Origin of the sequence: Paucibacter sp. PLA-PC-4 (assembly GCF_026241155.1) — a bacterium.
Taxonomy (GTDB): Bacteria; Pseudomonadota; Gammaproteobacteria; order Burkholderiales; family Burkholderiaceae_C; genus Roseateles_E.
In genome coordinates this window covers 333,748-356,591 of the sequence record NZ_JAPFGP010000004.1, presented here as the reverse complement: position 1 = coordinate 356,591, position 22,844 = coordinate 333,748, and the positions used below count along the sequence as shown (strand labels likewise).

The window sequence follows — 22,844 nt, the reverse complement described above, 5'->3', positions numbered from 1 at the left end:
ATTCCTTCTGGCATTGGCGTTGCTTACTTCTTCGGCGGCATCAGCACGCGATCAATCACATGCGCCACGCCATTGGTGGCCTTGATGTCGGAGCGCTGCACCATCGCATCTTCGACGGTGACGAAGTTGCCGGCCTTGGCCAGGGCCACATTAGCGCCTTGAAGGGTCTTGGCGTTGCCGGGTTTGATGTCGGCGGCGCTAAGCTGGCTGCTCAGGATGTGATAACTCAGCACAGCCTTGAGCTGGGCGTTGTCCTTGGCCAGCGCCTCCAGGGTCTTGGCCGGAACGGCCTTGAAGGCCTCGTCGCTGGGCGCGAACACGGTCAGTGGTCCGCTGGCGCGCAGGCTGTCGCGCAGGCCGGCCTGGTCGACCAGACGGTTGAAAGTGCTCAGCTGCGGATCGCGGCCCAGCGTATCGGCCAGGGGCGCCGGCGCTGGTGCGGTGGCGCAGGCGCTCAGGCCCAGCGCCAGGGCGGCCAAGGCCAGGAATTGAGTGGATTTGTTCATGTCAGGGTCTCCGGTCCAGGGCATCAGGCCCAGCGGCACGGACTTTAGGGAGCACATGTGACAAACGGGTGAATTGATTGTGACAATGGCGTTGACTGCTTTCGCGGGTCTGGAGAGACTTCACGAGTGCCTAACGCTGTCACTGACTCGTCACATTCAAGTCATAGGATTGCGCCCATCGTCAACCAAGCACTGCGATAGGTAACTCATGAACTTCGTACATTTGAGCAAGGGTCTTGTTTTTGCGGCCGCTGCAACGCTGGCTCCGCTGGCCATGGCCCAGGACGTGACTGGCGCTGGTGCATCCTTCCCTGCACCGGTTTATGCCAAGTGGGCTGATGCCTATAACAAGGCGGTCGGTGCTCGGATCAATTACCAGTCTGTTGGCTCGGGCGCCGGCATTCGCCAGATCAAGGCCAAGACGGTGGACTTCGGTGCCTCCGACGCGCCGCTGAAGGACGATGAGCTGGCCAAGGACGGCATGATCCAATTCCCCACCGTCATCGGCGGTGTGGTCCCGGTGGTCAATATCAAGGGCATCACCCCGGGGCAGATCAAGATGACCGGCCAACTGCTGGGTGACATCTACCTGGGCAAGATTACCAAGTGGAACGACGCCGCCATCGCCGCGCTGAATCCCGGTGTTGCACTGCCGGACGCTGCCATCGCCGTGGTGCGTCGCGCCGATGGCTCGGGCACCAGCTTCCTGTTCACCAACTACCTGTCTAAGGTGAATCCGGAGTGGAAGAGCAAGGTGGGTGAGGGCACGGCCGTGAACTGGCCAACCGGTGCGGGCGGCAAGGGCAATGAGGGCGTGTCGGCCTTCGTGACCCGTCTGCCCAACTCGATCGGCTATGTCGAGTACGCCTACGCCAAGCAGAATAAAATGTCGCATGTGCAGCTGAAGAATCTGTCCGGCGCCTATGTCAATCCGGATGACAGCGCCTTCAAGGCTGCTGCTGCCGGCGCGGAATGGACCAAGAGCTTCTACCAAGTGCTGACCGAGCAGCCTGGCAAGGACAGCTGGCCGATCACTGGCGCGACCTTCATCCTGATGCACAAGAACCAGGACAAGCCCGCCAGCGCCACCGCTTCGCTGAAGTTCTTCGACTGGGCCTTTGGCAGCGGCGACAAGATGGCCGAAGACCTGGACTATGTGCCGCTGCCGGCCAGCGTCAAGGATCTGATCCGCAAGCAGTGGGCCGACAACCTGAAGGATGCTTCGGGCAAGGCCATCGCCTACAAGTGATTCTGAACTGAGCAGTCCCGGCGGCCCGGCAGTCAACGCTGTCGGGCTGTTGTCGAATGTGCCGCTGACTTTTAACGCCTGACTCCCAGGAGGCCCCGTGGCCGCAATACTCCCAGCCAATAACTTCGAGTCCGGCGACCGTCCGGTAGAGCGGGCCCAGCCGCAAGGCAGCCCGCCGCCGCGTCGCCGCGTCGCGCCCTGGGCCGACACCGTGTTTTCGCTACTGGCGCACAGCGCCGCCTGGCTGACGCTGGCCTTGCTGGTGGGCATCATCGTGTCGCTGCTGATCGGCGCGGCCCCGGCCATCCAGGAATTCGGCCTGAGTTTTCTCTGGACCAGCGAATGGGATCCAGTTCAGGAGAAATTCGGCGGCCTGGTGATGATTTACGGCACGCTGATGACCTCGTTCATCGCGCTGCTGATCGCGGTGCCGGTGAGTTTCGGCATTGCGCTGTTCCTGACCGAGCTCTCGCCCAACTGGCTGCGTCGGCCACTGGGCGTCGCGGTCGAGCTCTTGGCCGCTGTGCCATCCATCGTCTACGGCATGTGGGGCCTCTTGGTGTTCGGCCCCATCCTGGCCACCTATGTGCAGCAGCCGCTACAGGCTCTGCTGACCGGTGTGCCCTTCCTGGGTGCGCTGGTGTCGGGCCCGCCGGTGGGCATCGGCATTCTGTCGGCCGGCATCATCCTGGCCATCATGATCATCCCCTTCATCGCCTCGGTGATGCGCGATGTGTTCGAGGTCACACCGCCGATGCTGAAGGAAAGCGCTTACGGTCTGGGCGCCACCACCTGGGAGGTGGTCTGGAAGATCGTGCTGCCCTACACCAAGACCGGTGTGGTCGGCGGCATCATGCTGGGCCTGGGCCGTGCGCTGGGCGAGACCATGGCCATCACCTTTGTGATTGGCAATATGAATCAGCTGGACTCGTTGTCGGTGTTTGAGGCGGCCAATAGCATCACCTCGGCGCTGGCCAACGAGTTCGCCGAGGCCGGCGAGGGCCTGCATCAGGCTTCGCTGATCTATCTGGGCCTGGTGCTGTTCTTCATCACCTTCGTGGTGCTGGCCTGCTCCAAGGTGCTGTTGTCGCAACTGAAGAAGAGCGAGGGGACACGTTCATGAGCGCCACCACCATCTCCGCCTTGGATGCCAAGCGCCTTGCTATGCACACCAAGCGCAAGCGGGTCAATGTGATTGCCCTGGTCCTCTCGCTGGCCGCGATGGCCTTCGGCCTGTTCTGGCTGATGTGGATCCTGTTCGAGACCGTGCGTCTAGGTTTTGGCGGCCTGGCGCTGGCCACCTTCACTGAGATGACCCCGCCACCACAGGCAGAGACCGGCGGCCTGGCCAATGCCATCTTCGGCTCGGTCGTGATGGTGGGACTGGCCACCGCGCTGGGCACGCCGGTCGGTGTGCTGGCCGGTGTCTACCTGGCCGAGTACGGTCAGAAGACCTGGTTGGGCAGCACCGTGCGTTTCATCAACGACATTCTGCTGTCGGCACCGTCCATCGTCGTCGGTCTGTTCATATACGCGGTCGTTGTCGCCAAGATGAAGAGCTTCTCGGGCTTTGCTGGCATCCTGGCGCTGGCGCTGATCGTGATCCCGGTCGTGATCCGCACCACCGAGAACATGCTGAGCCTGATCCCAAATGCCTTGCGTGAGGCGGCCTACGCCTTGGGCACGCCGAAGTGGAAGGTCATCATGTCGGTGACCCTGAAGTCGGCCCGCGCCGGCGTGCTGACCGGCATCCTGCTGGCCCTGGCCCGCATCTCCGGTGAGACCGCGCCGCTGCTGTTCACCGCGCTGTCCAATCAGTTCTGGACTTCGGACCTGGGTGCGCCGATGGCCAGCCTGCCGGTCACGATCTTCAAATTCGCGATGAGCCCCTATGAGAACTGGCAGAAGCTGGCCTGGGCGGGCGTGTTCATCATCACCATTGGCGTGCTGCTGCTAAATATCCTGGCGCGCGTGCTCTTCAAGAACAAGCATTAAGAGGGCTTACCCACCATGGACGCAAAAGTCGATATGCCCATCACCGAGCGGGCCAAGCTCTCGGTCAAGAACCTGAACTTCTACTACGGCAACTTCCATGCCCTGAAGAATATCAATCTGGACATTCCTGAGAAGAAGGTCACCGCCTTCATCGGCCCTTCTGGCTGCGGCAAGTCCACCTTGCTGCGCACACTGAACCGAATGTTCGAGCTCTATCCCGAGCAGCGCGCCGAGGGCCAGATCTTGCTCGACGGCAATGACATTCTGACCAGCCGTGACGATGTTTCGCTGGTGCGCGCCAAGATCGGCATGGTCTTTCAGAAGCCGACGCCGTTCCCGATGTCGATCTACGACAACATCGCCTTCGGTGTGCGCCTCTTCGAGACGTTGCCGCGGGTCGAAATGGACGAGCGGGTTGAATGGGCGCTGAAGAAGGCGGCCCTGTGGAACGAAGTCAAGGACAAGCTCAACCAGAGCGGTTCGGGTCTGTCCGGCGGCCAGCAGCAGCGCCTGTGCATTGCGCGCGGCATCGCGATTAAGCCGGAAGTTCTGCTGCTCGACGAGCCGTGTTCGGCGCTGGACCCTATCTCCACCGGAAAAATCGAGGAGCTGATTCACGAGCTTAAGAGCGACTACACGGTGGCCATCGTGACTCACAACATGCAGCAGGCCGCGCGTTGCTCGGACTACACAGCCTATATGTACCTGGGCGACCTGATCGAGTTCGGCCCGACCGCCGAGCTGTTCATGAAGCCCAAGCGCAAGGACACAGAAGACTACATTACCGGCCGCTTCGGCTGAGCCAGGGAGACACACCATGAGCGACAAGCATCTCTCAACCCAATTCGATGCCGAGCTGAGCGGCATCTCGACCCGCGTGCTGGAAATGGGCGGTCTGGTCGAGGCCCAGGTGGCTCAGGCGGTCAACGCGCTGACCTCCTTCAGCGGTGAGATCGCCAGCGTCGTGCTGCAGACTGAGGAGCGCGTCAATGCGATGGAAGTGGAGATCGACCGCGATCTGTCCAGCATCATCGCGCGCCGTCAGCCCACGGCCCGTGATCTGCGCCTGCTGATCGCGATCTCCAAGACCATCGCCAATCTTGAGCGCGTCGGCGACGAGGCCGCGCGCATCGCCCGCACGGTGCAGCGCCTGATCAACTCCGGCGTGTCGAGCCGGCTGCGCCTGCCGATGTCGGATCTGGCCTTCGAGGCCGATCTGGCTGTGGCGCTGCTGCGCAAGGCGCTGGATGCGTTCGCGCGTCTGGATGTCGAGCGTGCCCTCGAGGTGCTGAAGCAGGACGACCAGATCGACAAGGAGTTCGACGGCCTGCTGCGCAAGCTGATCACGTACATGATGGAAGACCCTCGCACCATCTCCACGTCGATCGATATGGTCTTCGTTGCCAAGGCGATCGAACGGGTGGGCGACCATGCCAAGAACCTGGCCGAGGTCATCATCTATGTGGTCAAGGGCACCGATGTGCGTCACAACACGCCCGAGGCGGTTGAGACCATGGTGCGCTGAGACCTGGAGCAGAAGGAAAACCATATGAGCCGTATCCTGGTGGTGGAAGACGAATCGGCGATTGCCGAGTTGATCTCAATCAATCTGCGTCACGCCGGATTCGATGTCACGATTGCCGGCAGTGCCGATCAGGCGCAGCTGGAGGTCGATAGGGTCTTGCCCGATCTGGTGGTGCTGGATTGGATGCTGCCAGGCCAATCGGGCCTGGCGCTGGCGCGACTGTGGCGCGGTGCGGTGCGCACCAAGGAGTTGCCCATCATCATGCTGACCGCACGGGCCGAAGAGACCGATAAGGTGTCGGGGCTGGATGCCGGTGCCGATGACTATTTGACCAAGCCCTTTTCGACCAATGAGCTGCTGGCGCGCATCCGTGCGGTACTGCGCCGCAAGGCACCCGAGGCGCTCGATTCGGTGGTCGAAATCAGTGGCCTGAGTCTGGATCCGGGCACGCGCCGCGTCAGCCGCGAGGGAGTTGAGGTCAAGCTTGGCCCGACCGAATTCCGCCTGCTGCACTTCTTCATGACCCATCCCGAGCGAGTGCACAGCCGCTCGCAGCTGCTGGACCGAGTCTGGGGCGACCATGTCTTCATCGAGGAGCGCACGGTGGATGTGCATGTCAAGCGCCTGCGTGAGGCCCTGGAGCGCGTGCACTGCGCTCGCATGATCGAGACGGTTCGCGGTGCGGGCTACCGGCTGACGCAACAGGCCAGCGCGCTGTCGGCCTGAGCCAGAAACTGGAGTTTCAGTGAACTGGCTGCTACCGCGTATTGCTTTGGCCACCATGGCCGTGGCTCTGGGAGCCTTGGTCGGTGTGTGGGTGGGTCGCTGGTCGCAAGCACCCTTTCTGGGAGAGGTCTTGGGGGCGGGCAGTGCGGTGCTGGTGCTGGTGCTGGTCGACTCGCTGCGCGGCCACCGCCTGATCCACTGGCTGCGCGGCAACCAGCAGGGCGCCGCGCCGCGTGACACCGGCTTCTGGGGCGAGCTGGGCTATCGCATCGAGCGCGCGGTGCGCGAGCGCGAGCGCGTCATTGATCGCGAGCGCCTGCAGCTCTCACAGTTTCTGTCCGCCATCGAGGCCTCGCCCAACGGTGTGCTGATGCTCGACCGGCATGACCATATCCAGTGGTGCAACAAGGTGGCGGCCGACCACTTCGCGCTCGATCCGCAGCGCGATCTGCAGCAGCGCATCACGAACCTTGTGCGCTCGCCGGCATTTGTCGGCTATTTACAGTCGGGTCAGTACGCCGAGCCTCTCATGCTGGGCAATACCCGCGGCCCCGGCAACCTTTCTGTGGTGGTGCGCTCCTACGGCGAGGGCATGCGTCTGGTACTGTCGCAGGACGTCACCGAGCGTGAGCGCGCCGAGAGCATGCGGCGTGACTTCGTCGCCAATGTCTCGCACGAGATCCGCACGCCCCTGACGGTGCTGACCGGTTTCATAGAAACGATGAGTTCGCTTCCGCTGACCGAGGCCGAGCGCAAGCGCGTGCTCTTCCTGATGGGCCAGCAGACCCAGCGCATGCTGACACTGGTTAGTGATCTGCTGACCCTGGCTCAGTTGGAAGGCAGTCCGCGCCCCGCACCGGACCGCTGGGTCAGTCTGGACGGCCTGCTCAACCGGGTCGCATCGGACGCGCAGGCGCTATCCTCGGGCCGGCATCAGATCAGCGTGCAGACCGATACCCATGCCGATGTGGCCGGCGTCGAGCCCGAGTTGCTCAGCGCGGCCGCCAATCTGGTGACGAATGCGGTGCGCTACACGCCGGACGGCGGGGCCATCGACGTCGCCTGGCGCCTGCAGACCGATGGCAGCGGCGAGCTGAGCGTCTGCGACACGGGCCCGGGCATTGCGCGTGAGCATCTGCCGCGCCTGACCGAGCGCTTCTACCGTGTCGATGGCAGCCGCTCGCGCGAGACCGGCGGTACCGGCCTGGGCCTGTCCATCGTCAAGCATGTTGTGCAGCGTCACGGCGGCGAGCTGCACATCCAGAGCGAACCCGGCAAGGGCTCTAAGTTTCGCTTAGTGCTGCCGGCCGTACGGGTGCGGGTGGCCGGCGGTGACGCCGAGGTGGGTGTCGAGGCGGCGATGCCGCGCGTCCAGGCCTGAGGAGTTTCAGAGCCGGCGTAGCACGAGGTAGTGCTGAACTCGATCGGTCGGTCGGCGCACCTTGCCGACCAGGCCCCAGCCTTCCGGTAGCTCTGGCGTTGCCTGGGTATCGTTCTGCAGCAGCGCGTACTGGCAGCGGGTCTGTGCAAGCGGCTGGCGGGCCTCGATCACCCAGCCGCCCTGAAACTCCAGCGAGGCCAGCAGCGACATTGGCTGGCCCGGTGCGGCTAGGCAGTTGAGCTCGGCCGGCAACTGGCTGCGCAGCCGCTCGATCAGTGCTCGATTGCTGCGCGCATAGTCCAGCAGCGGCAGCCACAAGCTCATCGCCAGCAGCCACAGCAGGGCGACGCCGCCGGCCGGCAGCACCAAGCTCTTCCACAGCGCATGCTGGTGGCGGGCCGTTCGCCAGCGCACCAGTGCGATCCAGGCTGCCGTGCCGATCAGGGCCACGGCCAGCGCCAGCGGATGGAAGCTCGGTTCGAAGCCTTGCGCCAGCTTGCGGATATTGACCAGCGGCTGGGTCGGCCAGCCGGCCTGCATCGAGGCGTAGTAGGCCCAAACGAAAAGTGCGCCGGCGCTGAAGAAGAATACCGAGAACCAGTCCATCGCCGCCGCGACGCTGCGCCTCAGGGTCGGCAGCGCAAAGCTAGCTAGTACGGCCAGCGCCGGCAGCGCCAGCAGCAGTGCGCGGTCCGAACCATTCATCAGCAGGCTGGTGATCAGCGGCACCAGCACGCCCAGCAACGGCACGCTGACATGGCGATGCTGCCAATGGCGTCGCCATCGCCAGAGCGTCCACAGCGCCATCGGCCAAGCAGGCCAGCAGAACCAGGCGAGCTGGCTGATGAAACGTAGCGGGTCCTTGGCGTGGCTGTCCACGGCGACGCGCCATGCCCAGCCGCGGAATTCCCAGGCGCTCAGCGCGCCAAGTGCTACGGCCACCAGCAGCCAGGGCAGCAGGCGTCGCACCTGCTCATAGCTGGAGCGGCGCACCAGCCAGGCTCCACCAGCCCCCAGTGCAGCGGCCATTGCCGGGGCACCACTGGCGGCCAGCAGCGGCAAGGCCAGCAGCACCGCCACGCGGGCCTTGGTCTCGCGGTACGGGGCGGCCGCCAAACCGTAGATGAATAGGCTGCAGGCCAGCAACTGCATCAGCTCCGGTGTCGTCTCGTGACCAAGTAGTAGCAGGCCCAGCGAGGCCACCAGGGCCAGCAGCGCACCATCGGCCAGCGCGCGCGCGTAGTCGATCGCATGGGCTTCGCCGCCAAAGGCGAAGGCCACAGGTTGGGCCGCATCGGTGCGGGCCAGATGGAAGCTGGTATACCAGACCAGCACCAGCACGGCGACCAGGGCCAGGCCGAAGGGCAGCCGCGCGGCCAGCGCCGGGTCGAGAAAGGGCAGGGCCTTGATGAAGGCGGCACCGAGCCAGTAGGGCAGCAGGCCACCCTCGGCCGGAATGCCGGCGATCGCCGGCTGCCACCACGGAGCATGGCCTTGCGCGATGCTGGCCATGAAGCCGAAGGCGGTCATGTCGGCATTGCGCCAGGGGTCGCGACCAAAAAGGCCGGGGATCACATAGGCGGCACAGAACAGCAGCAAGGCCAAGCGTGGCAGCCGCTGGGCGCCGCGTTCGGCCACGATGGCGGGATTGGGCAGGTTCACGCGCGGGAGTCTTCTACGGGTTTGTCTCGGTGCGCATCATGCCGCAGAACCTGGGCTCGGCCCGGCGCCATGAAAAAAGGCAGCCTGAGCTGCCTTTTGCTGGACCGCCGCGCAAGCGGCGAAGTCTTTACTTCTTGAACTGCGCAAACTTGTTGCGGAACTTCTCGACGCGACCGCCCAGATTGTCGATGCTCTTTTGCTGGCCGGTGTAGAAGGGGTGCGACTCGCTGGTGGTTTCCAGCTTGACCAGGGGCAGCGTGCGGCCGTCTTCCAGGGTCACGGAGTCCTTGGTTTGCACGGTCGAGCGCGTGATGAACTGGAAACCGTTGGATTGGTCCACGAAGGCCACTTCGCGGTAATTGGGGTGAATGCCGTCTTTCATGAGAGACCTCTCGCTGCAGTGCCGGTAGCCACGCCGCACCATGCGACGAACTTTCCGACAGCGGAAAAACGCGGATTATAGCCTGAAGTAGGAGCGCCACCCTAAGGTGGCGCTCGCGCACCGCCGCAGCGGTGCCATGAAGTCCTGAAAACCCCAGCTTTTTAGCCGCCTCGACGCATCATGTCGAAGAAGTCGAGGTTGTTCTTCGTGGACTTCATCTTGTCGAGGATGAACTCCATCGCCTCGATCTCGTCCATCGGGTAGAGAAGCTTGCGCAGGATCCAGCTCTTTTGCAGGATCTCGGGCTTGAGCAGCAGTTCTTCGCGGCGGGTGCCCGACTTGTTGATCAGAATCGAGGGGTAGACGCGCTTCTCGGCCATGCGGCGATCCAGATGGATTTCGCAGTTGCCGGTGCCCTTGAACTCTTCGTAGATCACCTCGTCCATGCGGCTGCCGGTTTCCACCAGGGCCGTGCCGATGATGGTCAGCGAGCCGCCTTCCTCGATCTTGCGGGCTGCGCCGAAGAAGCGCTTGGGACGCTGCAACGCGTTGGCATCGACGCCGCCGGTCAGCACCTTGCCCGACGAAGGCAGCACGTTGTTGTAGGCGCGCGCCAGGCGGGTGATCGAGTCCAGCAGGATGATCACGTCCTTCTTCATCTCGACCAGGCGCTTGGCCCGCTCGATCACCATCTCGGCGACCTGCACATGGCGCGCGGCCGGCTCGTCGAAGGTCGAAGAGATGACCTCGCCGCGCACGGTGCGCAGCATTTCGGTCACTTCTTCCGGACGCTCGTCGACCAGCAGCACGATCAGATGGCAGTCGGGGTGATTGGCCACCAGCGCATGCGCCAGTTGCTGCATCATCACGGTCTTGCCGGTCTTGGGCTGGGCCACCAGCAGCGCGCGCTGGCCTTTGCCGATCGGCGCGATCAGATCAATGATGCGGCCGGTGATGTTTTCTTCGCTCTTGACGCCGTCGCGCTCGAGCTTGAACTGTTCGCGCGGGAATAGCGGCGTCAAGTTCTCGAACATGATCTTGTGCTTGCTCTCCTCCGGCGTCGCGTCATTGACGCGATCGACCTTGACCAGGGCAAAGTAGCGCTCGCCATCCTTGGGCACGCGCACCTCGCCTTCGATCATGTCGCCGGTGTGGAGGTTGAAGCGCCGGATCTGGCTGGGGCTCAGATAGATGTCGTCTGTCGACGCCATATAACTGGCCTCGATCGAGCGCAGGAAGCCGAAGCCATCGGGCAGCACTTCCAACACGCCATCGCCGAAGACTTGCTCTCCGGCCTTGGCGCGCTTTTTCATGATGGCAAACATCAGCTCTTGCTTGCGCAGCCGAGCGACGTTGTCGATTTCCAGCTCCTCGCCCATCTTGATGAGCTCGGAGACGTGAAGCGCTTTCAGTTCTGAAAGGTGCATGGGTGAATACCCTGAGAGTCGTCCCAGGCCCTGCCAAGGGCCACGGACAAATACTTCGGCGGCAAGCACTGCATTCAAGCCCGACAGAATCGGTGCATGAACGAGACGAAAGAAATACGCGGGAGCTTGGGCGCCGAGTCCACGCGCCAGAACCTGGTCAGGTCGGGCGTGTTGGCAGTCTGCTGTTCAGAGCGGTCGGTGCGTTTGGAACACCGGCCGCGCCGAACAGGTTGGGATCATTATAGGTTAGCGTCTAGGAAGGCCGTCAACTGGGCCTTGGACAAAGCGCCGACCTTGGTGGCGGCCAGCTGGCCACCCTTGAACAGCATCAGGGTCGGGATGCCTCGGATGCCGAACTTCGCCGGCACTTCGCGGTTTTCGTCCACATTCATCTTGGCGACCTGCAGGCGCTCCTGGTATGCGGTCGAGACCTCATCGAGGATGGGCGCAATCATCTTGCAAGGGCCGCACCACTCGGCCCAGTAATCCACCAGCACGGGCTTGTCGGCTTGGATCACGTCGGCTTCAAAAGACGCGTCGGAAATATGTTTGATCAGTTCGCTGCTCATGGGTTGTCCTTGGCTGGCCGACTTCGCGTAGGCGGCATCAGAGGCACAATGATTCTGACACAAAGCCCCGCCGCAGGATTGCGGCCGGTCACAAGGCCCATATTCGGGCGCAGCCTTCATTCTCAAGCCCTTGTCATCACGCCACCTTTTCCCTCTCGATGCCGGCCATGGCGCCGCCCAGTTTTGGCTCCGACTTGCCGAGACGGCGGCCGCCTGGCTGGAAGGTCAGGGCCTGGCGGCCCGCGATGCCGTGCTGCTGCTGCCCTTCGCGCAACACCTGGCCCCGGCGCGGCGTGCCTGGATGCAGCTCTCACGCTGGCAGCCGCGCATCGAGACCACCCACAGTCTGGCCGCTGCGCTGGGCCCGACGCCGCTTCCGCAGGCCCAGCAGATCAGCTTCGATGCGGCGATCGATGGCCTTGCCGCACGCAGCCTGCTGCAGTCGCAAAGCTGGGCCCAGGCCTTGCGCGCTCGCGATGCACGTGCCTTCGATCTGGCCGTGCAGCGCCTGGTCGAGACCGCTCATGCCTGGGCGAGGGCGGCCGCGCAGCGCTCGCCGCAGGCGCGCGAGCTGCTGTGGCAGCAGGCGCGCTTGGCCCTGCAAAGCACCGGGCCCGGCGGGCTGGAGCGGGCACTGGCGCTGGTGGCGCTTGAATGGGCGGCGGCTGATACCCGGGTGCCGCCTACCGATGCACTGTTCGAGCTGCGTCCCAGTGCATGGCTGCATCTGCAGTGCGGTGGCCCCGATCCGCTGGCTGAGGCGCTGCTGGATCGGTCCGAGGCGGCAGGCCTGCCCTGCCTGCGTTTGTCTGCCGATCTGGCGCTGGATCAGGTGTTCGCCGCCAGCCCGCCGCTGGGGCTGCTGGAGCAGGCCTTGTGCGAGGATTTCGAGGACCTGGCGCAAAGCAGCGCCGCCGCCGTGCTAGGGCATCTGCAGGCCGGCCGCAGCCCGGTCGCGCTGATCGCACAGGACCGGGTGCTGGTACGCCGGGTGCGCGCACTGCTGGAGCGCCAGCAACTCGGCATTGCCGATGAAACCGGCTGGACCCTGGCGACGATGCCGCCCGCCGCCCAGCTGATGGCCTTGCTGCGCGTCGCGCGTGGCCAGGCCAGCGTAGATGACTGGCTGGCCTTTATGAAATGCCCGCTGGCGGCTCGGCTGCGCGATCTGGCGGGCTCAGGCGCGCTGACGGCGTTGGAAGCCCGCTGCCGCGCGCGCGGTTGGTCAGCGCCGGCGGCGGTGCGGGCGGATCTGCTGAATCCAGCCAGCGCCCGGCTGTGGCAGGCTGCGCGGCAATGCCTGCAGCCGCTGTCGGCCGGCGATGCCTCGCGCAGCCTGGTCAACTGGCTGGCGGCGCTCAAGGAGGTCTTGCAGCAGCTGGGCGCCGAGGCGATGATCGAGGCCCAGGACGCTGGCGAGGCTTTGCTCGATGCGCTGTGGCTGCGCCGCTCGCCTTGGCCCGGTTCGGCTCATGAGGCCGTGCTGCAACAAGCGCAGCTGAGCATGGCCGATTTTCTAGCCTGGGTCGACGCCAGCCTCGAAGCGGCGCAGTATGTGCCGCAGCCACTTGGCGAGGTGGTGGTGATGATCACGCCACTGGCGCGCGCGATGCTGCGGCCTTTTGGCGCCGTCGTGCTGCCGGGCGCCGATGCCCAGACCCTGGGGCCGGTGCCTGCCGGGCCGGCCTTGCTCAGCGACACGCTGGCACGCGAACTGGGCCTGCCCAGCATCGAGGACAAGCGCGCGGCCATGGCTCTGACCTTTGCCCAGCTGCTGCGCGCCCCGGCCCTGACCCTGCTGCGCTGCCGCAACAAGGGCAGCGAACCGCTGGCTGCCAGCCCCTTGCTGGAGCGCCTGGCCTTGGCGCTGCAAGCCGCTTGCCATGAGCCGATAGCCGTCTGGCAAGACCGGCGCGAGCTGCTGAGCTTGCGGCCGCACTTGCTGCAACGCGCCCACGCTCAGGCCGAAGGGCGCTTGCCAGCGACGCTGAGCGCCAGCGCGGTGGAGTCGCTGCGCAATTGCCCCTACCAGTTCTTCGCCCGCGTGCTGCTGGGGCTGCGCGAGCAGGCCGAGCTGGAGGCCGAGGCCGACAAGCGCGACTACGGGACTTGGCTGCACGCGGTGCTGCATCAGTTTCACCAGCAGCGGCTGCTGCCTGCGCCGGGCGAAAGCGACGAAGCGCTGCTGCAGCGCGCGGCCGTTGAGCAAATGCAGGCCCTGGGCTTGTCTGCGGCCGAGTTCCTGCCGTTCTCGGCCGGCTTCGCGCGCTTTGTACCGCGCTATCTGTCCTGGCTGCGCGAGCAGGAGGCGGCCGGCGTGCGCTATGCCGCCGGGGAGCTGGAGCGTGAGGTCATGCCCTATGCCAATGGCGACACCGCGCTGCAGGACTTGCGGCTGCGTGGCCGGATCGACCGTGTCGATGCCTCGGGCGGTGCGCGGCTTCTGGTCGACTACAAGACCGGCAGCGTCGCGAGCCTGAAAGCCAAGGTGGCCGATCTGGCCGAGGACACGCAGCTGGCCGTCTATGCGGCCTTGATGCAGGGCGCGGCCGAGCCCGCCGGGCCGCCAGGGCTGGAGGCGCTGTATCTGGCGCTTGACGATGCCAAGGGCATCGCCGCCGTGCCGCATCCTGATGTGACAGATAGCGCCGAGCTGCTGCTCTGGGGTTTGAAGAACGATTTGCTGGCCCTGCATGAGGGTGCGCCGTTGCCGGCGCTGGGCGAAGGCATGGCCTGCGCCTATTGCGAGATGCGCGGCCTGTGCCGCCGTGATGACTGGGCCGGAGCGGCACTGTGATGCAAGAACAAGCGGCCTACACCTGCGACGGTGCCCCGGTGGCGCGCGAGCGCTTTTATGCACTAGCCTGCGATCCGCAGCGCAGCGTGGTTGTCGAGGCCTGTGCCGGCGCGGGCAAGACCTGGATGCTGGTCTCGCGCATTCTGCGGGCGTTGCTGGAGGGCGCGCAGCCGCAGGATATCGTCGCGATCACTTTCACCCGAAAGGCTGCGGGTGAGATGCGCCAGCGTCTGGGCGAATGGCTGGATGAATTCGCCCACTGCAGCGAGGCGCAGCGCCGCGAGGCGCTGATACAGCGAGGTATGCCGGCCGAGCAGGCGGCTGCGCTGGCCCCGTCGCTGGCTGGCCTGCAGCAGCAACTCCTGCAGGCTGGGCGTATGGTTGAGATTCGCACCTTTCACGCCTGGTTCTCGCAGCTGCTGCGAGCCGCGCCGCTGGAGCTGCTGGAGGCCCAGGGGATCGCGCCCGAGCTGCAACTGCTGGAGGACGAGAGCGAGCTGATGCCCGAGCTGTGGCAGCGCTTTCATGCCGCTGTACTGGCCGATCAAGAGCTGCTGGTTGCCTATCGGGCCCTGGTGTTCGAGCTGGGGCGCAACAGGGTGTTGAGTTGGCTGGCGTCGGCGTTTGAGAAGCGGGTCGAGATCGGGCTGGCCGCGCAGGCCGGGCGCCTGCACGACAGCGTGGCCGATGCTGCGAGCGTTGCGCCCGAGTTCGCCGGCCTGACGCATCCGCTGGAGGCTTTTGCTGCGATGCGCGCCGATCTGGCGACGCTGGTGCGCGTGCTTGGCCAGGCCAAGAACGCCACACCGAAGAAGGCTGCCGCAGCGATCGAGCAAGGCCTGACCCGGCCGGATGAGCAGGCGGCCGAAACCATCATCGAGGCTTTGTTCACCGCGACCGGCTCGCCGCGCAAGAACTTGGGTGAGAGTCCGGAGCTGCATTCGGCCATCGAGCGCCTGGAGCGCCTGAAGCTGGCACTGGCCCAGCACCAGGCGCGCGGCTGGCATCTGCAGATGTGCCAGCTGTCGCTATGCCTGCTCGGCGAGTTCGAGGCGCTCAAGCGCGCCCGCGGCCTGGTCGACATGAACGACCTAGAGCGTGGCGCGCTGGCCCTGCTCAGCGATGCGCCGCTGGCTGGCTGGGTGCAGGAGCGTTTGGACACCCAGATCCGCCATCTGCTGATCGACGAATTCCAGGACACCAGCCCGCTGCAATGGCATGCCCTCTATGCCTGGCTGGCTGGCTATGTCGGCGCCGGTGGCGGCGCCAGCGGCCAACGGCCGCCCTCGGTCTTCATCGTTGGCGATCCGAAGCAGAGCATCTACCGCTTTCGCCGCGCTGAGCCGCGCGTGTTTGCCGCCGCGCGCGACTTCGTCCGCGACGGCCTGGCCGGCACGGTGCTGGCCTGCGACCACACGCGCCGCAATGCGCCGCCGGTGCTGGACGCCGTCAACACGGCCTTCGATGCGGCCAGTCGGGCCCAGGAATACACCGGCTTTCGCCCGCACACGACCGAGGCGGGCGCAGTGTCGGCCCTGGACGGTGTGTTCTTCATCGATGACGATGGTGCTGATGTTGAGGTCATCGATGCGTCTGGCGACGAACTGCAAGCCTGGCGGCCCAGTCTCAGCCAGGCTCGCCACGAGCCAGAGTTGCATCGCCGCGCTGCCGAGGCGCAGCGCATCGCCGGCTGCATCGAGCAGCTGCTGAGCGAGGAGGGCGTACAGCCCGGCGAGATCTATGTGCTGGCGCGCAAGCGCGAGGGCCTGCGCGTGCTGGCGCAGACCTTGAAGTCGCGCGGCCTGCCCCATGTGGCGCCCGAGGACATGGGGCTGCTGGACTCTCCCGATGTGCGCGATTTGCTGGCCCTGCTCGATGCGCTGGCTTCGCCGGGCCACAACCTGTCGTTGGCCCATGCCTTGCGCAGCCCCTTGTTCGGCGCCAGCGAGGCCGATCTGCTGCAGCTGGCCGCCTGGTCGGGCAGTGCGGACTGGCTGGGGCAGCAGCGGCCTGAGGAGTCGGCGCGTATGGCTTGGTGGGCGTCGCTGACGCTGGCGGACGAGCAAGACCTGTCCCCGGCGCTGCGGCGCGCCCGCGAGCTGCTCAATCACTGGGAGCGGCTGGCCGGCGAGCGCAGCCCGCATGATCTGCTGGACGCCATCGTTTTCGAGGGCGATCTGATGGCACGGCTGGCCTGTGCCGTGCCGCCCAGCGAGCGGCGCTCGCGTCTGCATGCGGTAGAAGCTCTGTTGGCCCTGGCCCTGGATCTCGATGGGGGGCGCTACGCAAGCCTCTACGGCTTTGTGCGCGCGCTGAAGAGCCGCGCATTGAAGCTGGCGGCGCCGGCCGAGCCCGAGGCGGTGCAACTGCTGACCGTGCATGGCGCCAAGGGGCTGGAGGCTCGCGTCGTGTTCCTGATGGATTGCGAAGCTGGGCCGGCCCGTGCCGAGAGCAGCAGTCTGGCGATCGCCTGGCCTGTGCAGGAGTCGGCGCCCAGTGTCGTGGCCTTCTTGGCCTCGGAGAGCCGCCCACCGCCCTCGCTGCAGCCACTGCTCGATGACGAGCGCGAGCAGCGCCAGCGCGAGGAGTTGAACGCCCTCTATGTCGCGATGACGCGAGCCCGTTCGCGCCTGGTGCTCAGCCGTACGCCGCCGCTGCGCAAGCCCGTCAACGCCACCTGGTGGAGCCGCTTGCAGCCGCTGGCGATGGCCGTCCCGGTGTCGGTTGAGGCTGCTGGCGAGTCTGCTGCCGCAGCCGCGCCGTTCCAGCTCAAGGCCCTGCCACTGGCGCCACTGCGCGCCGTCGCGCCCGGCGTCGAGATGGGGCAGGGGCCGGCCGTGGTCGACGACAGCGCGGCGCTGGGCGAGGCGCTGCACCGGGTGCTTGAATGGGCCAGCGGCCCGAGCGTGACGGTTCAGCCCTTGCCGCGCCTGCTGGCGGCTGCCGCGCAGATGTTCGGCCTGGATGCCAAACGCAGCGAACGGCTGGAGCGCAGCGCGCAGGCCATCCTAGGCAGCGCCGAGTGCGCCCCGTTCTTCGACGCAGCGTCGCTGCTGTGGGCCGGCAACGAGGTGCCCATCAGCTGGCAGGGCCAGGACATGCGTCTGGACAGGCTGGTCTGTCGCCGCCCGGATGCAGCGCAGGCGCCGGTCTGGTGGGTGCTGGACTACAAGTTGCATCCCGCGCCGCAGAACAATCCCGAGTATCTGCAGCAGCTGCAACGCTACCGCGCGGCTGTGCTGATGCTGCAGCCGGGCGAGTCGGTTCGCACCGCCTTCATCACCGGCCAAGGGCGGTTGGTGGATTGCACCGAACGCGTTAAGCAGATAAGTCTGCGGAGCGAGTGAAAATTCAGGCTAGAATAGCGGTCTTAGTCGGGGCGTAGCGCAGCCTGGTAGCGCATCTGCTTTGGGAGCAGAGGGTCGCGAGTTCGAATCCCGCCGCCCCGACCAAGATCTATAAAGCAAATTAATGAGTTACAGCATAGATGCCGTAACTCATTTTTTTTCGCCTCGTCGAAGTTGCTGTGCGTGGGTAAACCTAAGCGACGACGATGCTGGTGATCGGTGATTTGGGAGGTGCAAGTTTGAGCTTGGAGAATTTGCTGCCTTGTCGGAGCGAGGGGGGCAGTGGCACAACTATCGGTTGGGTCGGGAGGTCAAGTAGGCCTTGTCGGCCGGTTGTTGGCCGAGTGCCAGTCAGCGTCAGCGTCCGCGTCCGCGGCTGGCGCGGTGCGCTGTGAAAGGCCCCCTGCGGGTAGGTCTGGTAGAAGATGTGTCCAAACAAACCCGAGCCATCGCTGACTGAACATCAGCATTTTGCTGATGTTCAGTCGAAAGCCTTCGACCTAAGATCACGATAACCGCTGCGCCTTTCCTTGGGGACTTTGGCGCGAGCGTCAGCGAGCCAGTTGTTTCGGCAGTACACCTATCGACGATGGACTTGCGAAGTGATGAAGAACGCTCCCTGAAGGGATGCGTCTTCCCGACGCATTGACGGCGCCGCAGCGGCTGTCAGGCGTGACCAAGCGCATGAGAGGACCATGGCATGGCGGAGATGCAAGCGCGACTTTCGGCGAAAACTCGGCGTCGGCCAGCTGCCGAAGCTCGAGACCGCGCAGCCACAGGCACAGCCTCGCAAACCCTTGAATACGGCTCAGCACAACACGTCGGAGCACCGCTTTCAAACGACAGCTCGGCTGTGGGTGTGCAGCTTGGCGCCATCCGGCAAATGCAGGCAAGTCCGCGCAGCAACCTGCAGCGCGAACGAATCAGCGGGCTGCGCGACGGTGCAGCGCAGTCCGCCGGTAGGGATGAATCAGCATCAACACATGGACAAGACAGATGGCGGGCTGTCCCCCTCTGGCCAGGCGCTCAAGCAGAGCATTCCCCAAGGCAGCTGCGCAAGACGTCTTCGGCGCCGGGAACAACGATCCAGCGGATGCTCGACACCACAAATCCTATACCTTCGAGTGCGGCCGTCACCACTGCGATCCCTGGAAAGGGAGGGGTCGAGCAGTGGAACTTGGACCGAAAAGAACAGGCCCCCATCACCAAAGCGGTGATCAAGAAGCAGCCTGCCCAATATGGCGGAGATGACAACAAGAAGCTCAATCGACACATAAAGCACTGGTGGGTTGTCTTTCAGACAGCGTCCAGCAGCTGGATGGAAGTCGACTTGAACCTCAGAGAGGGCTATCGCGTTCAGTGGGGAAAACAGGAGCCGTCAAAGGACGCGTTCCGAGTCAAGGAAGTCAGCGTGCCGACAGGGCTGACAACGGAAGACGTGTTGAAGGCCGTTGGCCAGTTCGCAGTGACGAAGCGGGAGTACTACAACTCGGCCGATCCGATCGGCCGTGAAAGGTACAGCTGTCAGGACTTCGTCAAGCAATTGCTCGTGGAACTGAAAAAAGAGTCGCCCGAGAAAGACTAGTAGAGCTCGGCAACTTTCATCCCAAGATTCCCGTCTGCCGATGGCAGCCCGCTTCGATGTGAAGGCATGAGGTCCCGATCAAGAAGCAGATTGGTCGCGCCGATGAAACGGGTCAAACGTTCCTCGCTAGGGAAGGTCTTGTTCCTCTTAGCTTAAGTGCTGCGGATCGAGGTCGTGCGGCCGCTGAAATCGTGTGCTATTGGCCGGTAAGGCTGCTTTGCGCGGGCAGTGTTGGCCTTGGCTCAGGCCGCAGGGCGACGTTGGGCGCTACCACGGCAGGCTGCTGCCGCTGCTGGACTCGGGGTTGCTGTGCAAGGGTCAGGTCTTGCAGATCGGCATGCCCGAGGGGGTGATCTACCGCAGGCTGTGCCTGATCTACTAGGCCTGCATAGGCCTGCTGTTGGTTTTGAGCCTGGGGTTTCTGCGCAAGAGCCTGGTTCCCTATGTGCTGCAGTCCTGGATCGAAGAGGGACTTTTGGCAGCGCGCTGCCATATGAAGCCGGACCAACTGCCGCGTCACAGTGCCAAAGTCTGGAGATTGAGCAGCGCATACATTGAGCCTGGCTAGCGGCGGTGGGCGCGATAATGCGACCTCATCAAACGGGGCCTTCATGTCTTTTGCCACCCTGGGCCTGTCCCCCGCCTTGCTGCGCGCCGTGCGCGAGCAGGGCTATCACGCACCGACGCCGATTCAATCTGCCGCCATTCCCGCCGTACTGGGCGGCGGTGACGTGCTGGGCCTGGCTCAGACAGGCTCGGGCAAGACCGCTGCCTATGCGCTGCCGCTGCTGCAGCGGGTGCTGGCCTCTCGTGACGGCGGACCGCGCCGCCTGCGAGCGCTGCTGCTGCTGCCCACGCGCGAGTTGGCCGAACAGGTCGGCGAGGTGCTGCGCGAGTTTGCGCGCTCGCTGCCCGAGCCGCTGAAGATCGCAATCGCCTATGGCGGTGTGTCCCTCAATCCGCAGTTGATGGGTTTGCGCGGCGGCGTGGACATCATGGTGGCGACGCCGGGTCGGCTGCTGGATCTGGTCGAGCACAACGCGCTGCGGCTGGACACGGCCCAGACTCTGGTGCTGGACGAGGCCGACCGCCTGCTGGCGCTGGGGTTCGCCGAGGAGTTGCAGCGGGTGCTGGGCCTGCTGCCGGCTCAGCGCCAGAACCTGTTTTTCTCCGCCACTTTCGCGCCGGCCGTGCAAGCTCTGGCCGACGCCATCCTGCGCGAGCCGCAGCGCATCGCGATCGAGGCCACGCCGGCCGAGCTACCGGACATCGTGCAGCGCGCAATCCAGGTCGATACCGCCGCGCGCACGCCGCTGCTGCGCCATCTGATCGCCTCCGAAGCCTGGCCGCGACTGCTGGTGTTTGTCGCGACCAAGTACGCGGCCGAGCATGTCTCGGACAAGCTCTGGAAGACCGGTATCAAGGCGGCGGCCCTGCATGGCGAGTTGAGCCAGGGCACGCGGCGCCAAGTGCTGGCGGCGCTAAAAGCCAATGAGATCCAGGTGCTGGTGGCCACCGATGTGGCGGCGCGCGGCCTGGACATTCCCGATCTACCGGCGGTGCTTAACTACGAGCTGCCGCGCTCGCCTGCCGACTACACCCACCGCATCGGCCGTACCGGCCGTGCCGGCGCCAGCGGCGTCGCGCTGAGCTTCATTACGGCCGATTCCGAGGCGCATTTCCGCCTGATCGAGAAGCGCCAGGGACAGCGCGTCGCGCGAGAGCAGATCGCCGGTTTCGAGCCCGGCGAAGTTGCCAGCGAGGCCCAGGCTGTTGGCGGCATCAAGGGCAAGCGCAAGAGTAAGAAGGACAAGCTGCGCGAGGCGGCGGCACAACCGACTCGTTGACCTGGACTCGTTGGGACAAAGAAAGATGATTGCCTCCGCTCGCCAGACCTGTCTGGCCGCTCTGCTCGTGCTTTTTGCAGGTGGAACCGTCGCGCAGCAGACCCTGCCGACCCTACGCATTGCCCAGACCTCGGGCATGGGCTACCCGCTGCTGACGGTGGAGGGCGGCAAGGTCAGCGGTGGCTTTCTTCGTGATCTGACCGAGCGGCTGGCGGCGGAGCTGGGCGCGCGGGCCGTGCAGCAGGTCTATCCGCGCCGTCGCATCGAGCCGGCGGTGCTGGGCGGTCAGGCCGACCTGGTCTGCTACTCCAGTCCGGTCTGGACTCCCGCGCCGGCGTCGCAATGGACCCAGGCGGTGCTGCCGCAGATCGAGCGGGTGGTCGGCCCGGCCGAGCGGCCGGCCCCGGGACATCTGCCCGAGGCCCTGGACGGCCAACGCGTGGCCGTGCTGCTGGGCTACAGCTTTCCCAGTCTGCAACCGCTGATGGAGGCGGGCCGCATCAAGCGTATCAACGATACGCAGTCCGACAACCTATTTCGCCTCGTCAGCAGGGGCATGGCCGATGTGCTGATCGTCTCGGAGGCCGAGATCGAGGGCTATTTCCGGCGCCATCCGAAAGAGCGCGAGCGCTTTGTCGTCAGTGCCAAACCCTACTCGGTGGTCGATACGCATTGCCTGGTATCGCCGAAATCGCGCTGGGCCGTCGCAACTGTGGATCGCGCCTTGCACAGCCTGCAAGCCAGCGGCGAGATCGCACGGCTAGCCCAGCGCTACGGCATGTCGATGCGCTGAGGCGCCAAGCCTCGGCGCAGGCTCAAGCCCAGGGTGGTGCGTCGGCCGGGGCTAGGTCTTGATCCGGCGGGACCAGTTCGGTGATGTCGAGTGACTTCGGGGCCGATCCCAGGAAGTCGTGCTCGCCGCCCAGGCCTTCGATCAGGGCTGGGATCAGCTCGGCGAGCTCGCCGGTGGCGATTACCGCATCGGCGTCGAACTGCTCGTCCTTCTCGGGCTTGTCATGGCCCTCGAACACCAGGTCAAGGAAGGCGATCTTCTTGATGGCCAGCGTGTCGGTCAGCAGAAAGGAGACGCGGTCCTTGTAGCTCATCGCTAGCTTCGTCGGGCGCTTACCGCTGCTCAGATGCTGGCGCACCTCCTCGATGTCCAGCGCATGGCGGGCATAGCGGACCACCGACTTCATCTCGTCCTCGCTCTTGAGCTCGCACTCGCGGTCTATTGTGAAGCCCTCGGGCGGCACACCGTCCATCAGCCAGGCGGCCATGCAGGCGGCCGGCGTCTCAGCGCTTTGAACCAGGTGCAGGGTCAGGCCGTCGAGCGCCTTGATCAGCAGGCTGACGACCTCCTCGCAGCGCGCCGGGCTGGCCGCGTCAATCATCAAGAGGCGCTGCTCGGGTGCGATCCAGACCCGGATGCTGCTGCGTTTTTTGAAGCACAGTGGCAGCAGCTCGTGGGTGGCCTGCTCCTTAAGGTCCTTCAGTGCCTTCTTGCCGGGCTTGCGGCCGGTCTGCTCCTCGATCTGGGCGGCGATCTCGTCGACGCGTTCCTTGACCACCGAGCCGGGCAGCACGCGCGACTCGATCGTCAGCTTCAGGTGCAGATGGCCGTCGATCACCTCGACCAGCGGCGCGTGCTCGATGCCTCGCGGCGGCACCCAGCCCAGCGACAGCGGCTCGCTGGGACCGCAGGGCAGGAACTGGCCCTTGGCCAGGGCCTCTTCGACCTCCTGTTGGGTGGGCTGCCAGCTCGGGCCCACGCGGTAAATCGTCAAGTTCTTGAACATCTTGTTGCTCGGCGTCGTGCGCAAATGAAACCGCCCCGAGGGCGGGG

Annotated in this window: 18 protein-coding genes and 1 tRNA gene; 13 read left to right on the top strand and 6 right to left on the bottom strand. The window is 65.1% G+C overall.

The features are described 5' to 3' along the window. Nucleotides 1-23: 23 nt before the first annotated feature. Nucleotides 24-506, bottom strand: coding sequence for a fasciclin domain-containing protein (locus OOZ63_RS08810; RefSeq protein WP_266005051.1), 483 nt, complete (start codon nt 504-506; stop codon nt 24-26). A 208-nt stretch (nt 507-714) separates the two neighbouring features. Here OOZ63_RS08810 and pstS point away from each other — a divergent pair, with 208 nt between their 5' ends. The 7 genes from pstS (at nt 715) to phoR (ending at nt 7,382) form a co-directional block, all read left to right on the top strand. After that, the gene (gene pstS / locus OOZ63_RS08805) at nt 715-1,755 is read left to right on the top strand and encodes a phosphate ABC transporter substrate-binding protein PstS (RefSeq protein WP_266005050.1); all 1,041 of its coding nucleotides are present in this window, start codon (nt 715-717) and stop codon (nt 1,753-1,755) included. 97 nt (nt 1,756-1,852) lie between these two features. After that, a complete protein-coding gene (gene pstC / locus OOZ63_RS08800; protein ID WP_416234709.1) occupies nt 1,853-2,878 on the top strand; it encodes a phosphate ABC transporter permease PstC in 1,026 nt (341 codons plus the stop codon). Then, nucleotides 2,875-3,750 (top strand): phosphate ABC transporter permease PstA, encoded by an 876-nt coding sequence (pstA, locus tag OOZ63_RS08795; protein WP_266005049.1) that lies wholly within the window; start codon nt 2,875-2,877, stop codon nt 3,748-3,750. Before pstC ends, pstA begins: the two co-directional genes overlap by 4 nt. A gap of 15 nt (nt 3,751-3,765) precedes the next feature. Then, nucleotides 3,766-4,551, top strand: a complete 786-nt coding sequence (pstB, locus tag OOZ63_RS08790; RefSeq protein ID WP_137945591.1) for a phosphate ABC transporter ATP-binding protein PstB — start codon at nt 3,766-3,768, stop codon at nt 4,549-4,551. Between the two features lie 16 nt (nt 4,552-4,567). After that, on the top strand, nt 4,568-5,275 hold the full coding sequence (gene phoU, locus OOZ63_RS08785; protein ID WP_266005048.1) for a phosphate signaling complex protein PhoU: 708 nt from the start codon (nt 4,568-4,570) through the stop codon (nt 5,273-5,275). A 24-nt stretch (nt 5,276-5,299) separates the two neighbouring features. After that, a complete protein-coding gene (gene phoB / locus OOZ63_RS08780; RefSeq protein ID WP_262973776.1) occupies nt 5,300-6,001 on the top strand; it encodes a phosphate regulon transcriptional regulator PhoB in 702 nt (233 codons plus the stop codon). A gap of 19 nt (nt 6,002-6,020) precedes the next feature. Continuing rightward, the gene (gene phoR, locus OOZ63_RS08775; RefSeq protein ID WP_266005047.1) at nt 6,021-7,382 is read left to right on the top strand and encodes a phosphate regulon sensor histidine kinase PhoR; all 1,362 of its coding nucleotides are present in this window, start codon (nt 6,021-6,023) and stop codon (nt 7,380-7,382) included. A 6-nt stretch (nt 7,383-7,388) separates the two neighbouring features. Here phoR and OOZ63_RS08770 read toward each other — a convergent pair whose 3' ends face one another. From OOZ63_RS08770 to trxA, 4 genes are all read right to left on the bottom strand, one after another. Next, a complete protein-coding gene (locus tag OOZ63_RS08770) occupies nt 7,389-9,044 on the bottom strand; it encodes a hypothetical protein (protein ID WP_266005046.1) in 1,656 nt (551 codons plus the stop codon). A gap of 127 nt (nt 9,045-9,171) precedes the next feature. After that, entirely contained in the window at nt 9,172-9,426 is a 255-nt protein-coding gene (locus OOZ63_RS08765; RefSeq protein WP_137945596.1) for a type B 50S ribosomal protein L31, read from the bottom strand. A gap of 161 nt (nt 9,427-9,587) precedes the next feature. Continuing rightward, entirely contained in the window at nt 9,588-10,853 is a 1,266-nt protein-coding gene (rho, locus tag OOZ63_RS08760; RefSeq protein WP_137945597.1) for a transcription termination factor Rho, read from the bottom strand. Nucleotides 10,854-11,092: 239 nt separating this feature from the next. Next, a complete protein-coding gene (trxA, locus tag OOZ63_RS08755) occupies nt 11,093-11,422 on the bottom strand; it encodes a thioredoxin TrxA (RefSeq protein WP_266005045.1) in 330 nt (109 codons plus the stop codon). Between the two features lie 130 nt (nt 11,423-11,552). Between trxA and OOZ63_RS08750 the strand changes: the two genes are divergently transcribed. The 6 genes from OOZ63_RS08750 (at nt 11,553) to OOZ63_RS08725 (ending at nt 21,791) form a co-directional block, all read left to right on the top strand. Further along, nucleotides 11,553-14,219, top strand: coding sequence for a PD-(D/E)XK nuclease family protein (locus tag OOZ63_RS08750; protein WP_266005044.1), 2,667 nt, complete (start codon nt 11,553-11,555; stop codon nt 14,217-14,219). After that, entirely contained in the window at nt 14,219-17,566 is a 3,348-nt protein-coding gene (locus OOZ63_RS08745) for a UvrD-helicase domain-containing protein (RefSeq protein ID WP_266005043.1), read from the top strand. Before OOZ63_RS08750 ends, OOZ63_RS08745 begins: the two co-directional genes overlap by 1 nt. 28 nt (nt 17,567-17,594) lie before the next feature. Beyond that, nucleotides 17,595-17,671: transfer RNA gene (locus tag OOZ63_RS08740), tRNA-Pro, on the top strand. A gap of 595 nt (nt 17,672-18,266) precedes the next feature. After that, nucleotides 18,267-19,151, top strand: coding sequence for a hypothetical protein (locus OOZ63_RS08735; RefSeq protein WP_266005042.1), 885 nt, complete (start codon nt 18,267-18,269; stop codon nt 19,149-19,151). 611 nt (nt 19,152-19,762) lie between these two features. Further along, nucleotides 19,763-20,998 carry a DEAD/DEAH box helicase gene (locus OOZ63_RS08730; protein ID WP_266005041.1) on the top strand — a complete coding sequence of 412 codons (1,236 nt, stop codon included), beginning with the start codon at nt 19,763-19,765 and terminating at the stop codon, nt 20,996-20,998. A 25-nt stretch (nt 20,999-21,023) separates the two neighbouring features. Beyond that, a complete protein-coding gene (locus OOZ63_RS08725; RefSeq protein WP_266005040.1) occupies nt 21,024-21,791 on the top strand; it encodes a substrate-binding periplasmic protein in 768 nt (255 codons plus the stop codon). Nucleotides 21,792-21,813: 22 nt separating this feature from the next. On the opposite strand, the gene OOZ63_RS08720 is transcribed toward OOZ63_RS08725, so the two are convergent. After that, nucleotides 21,814-22,797, bottom strand: a complete 984-nt coding sequence (locus OOZ63_RS08720) for a recombination-associated protein RdgC (protein WP_266005039.1) — start codon at nt 22,795-22,797, stop codon at nt 21,814-21,816. Nucleotides 22,798-22,844 lie beyond the last annotated feature (47 nt).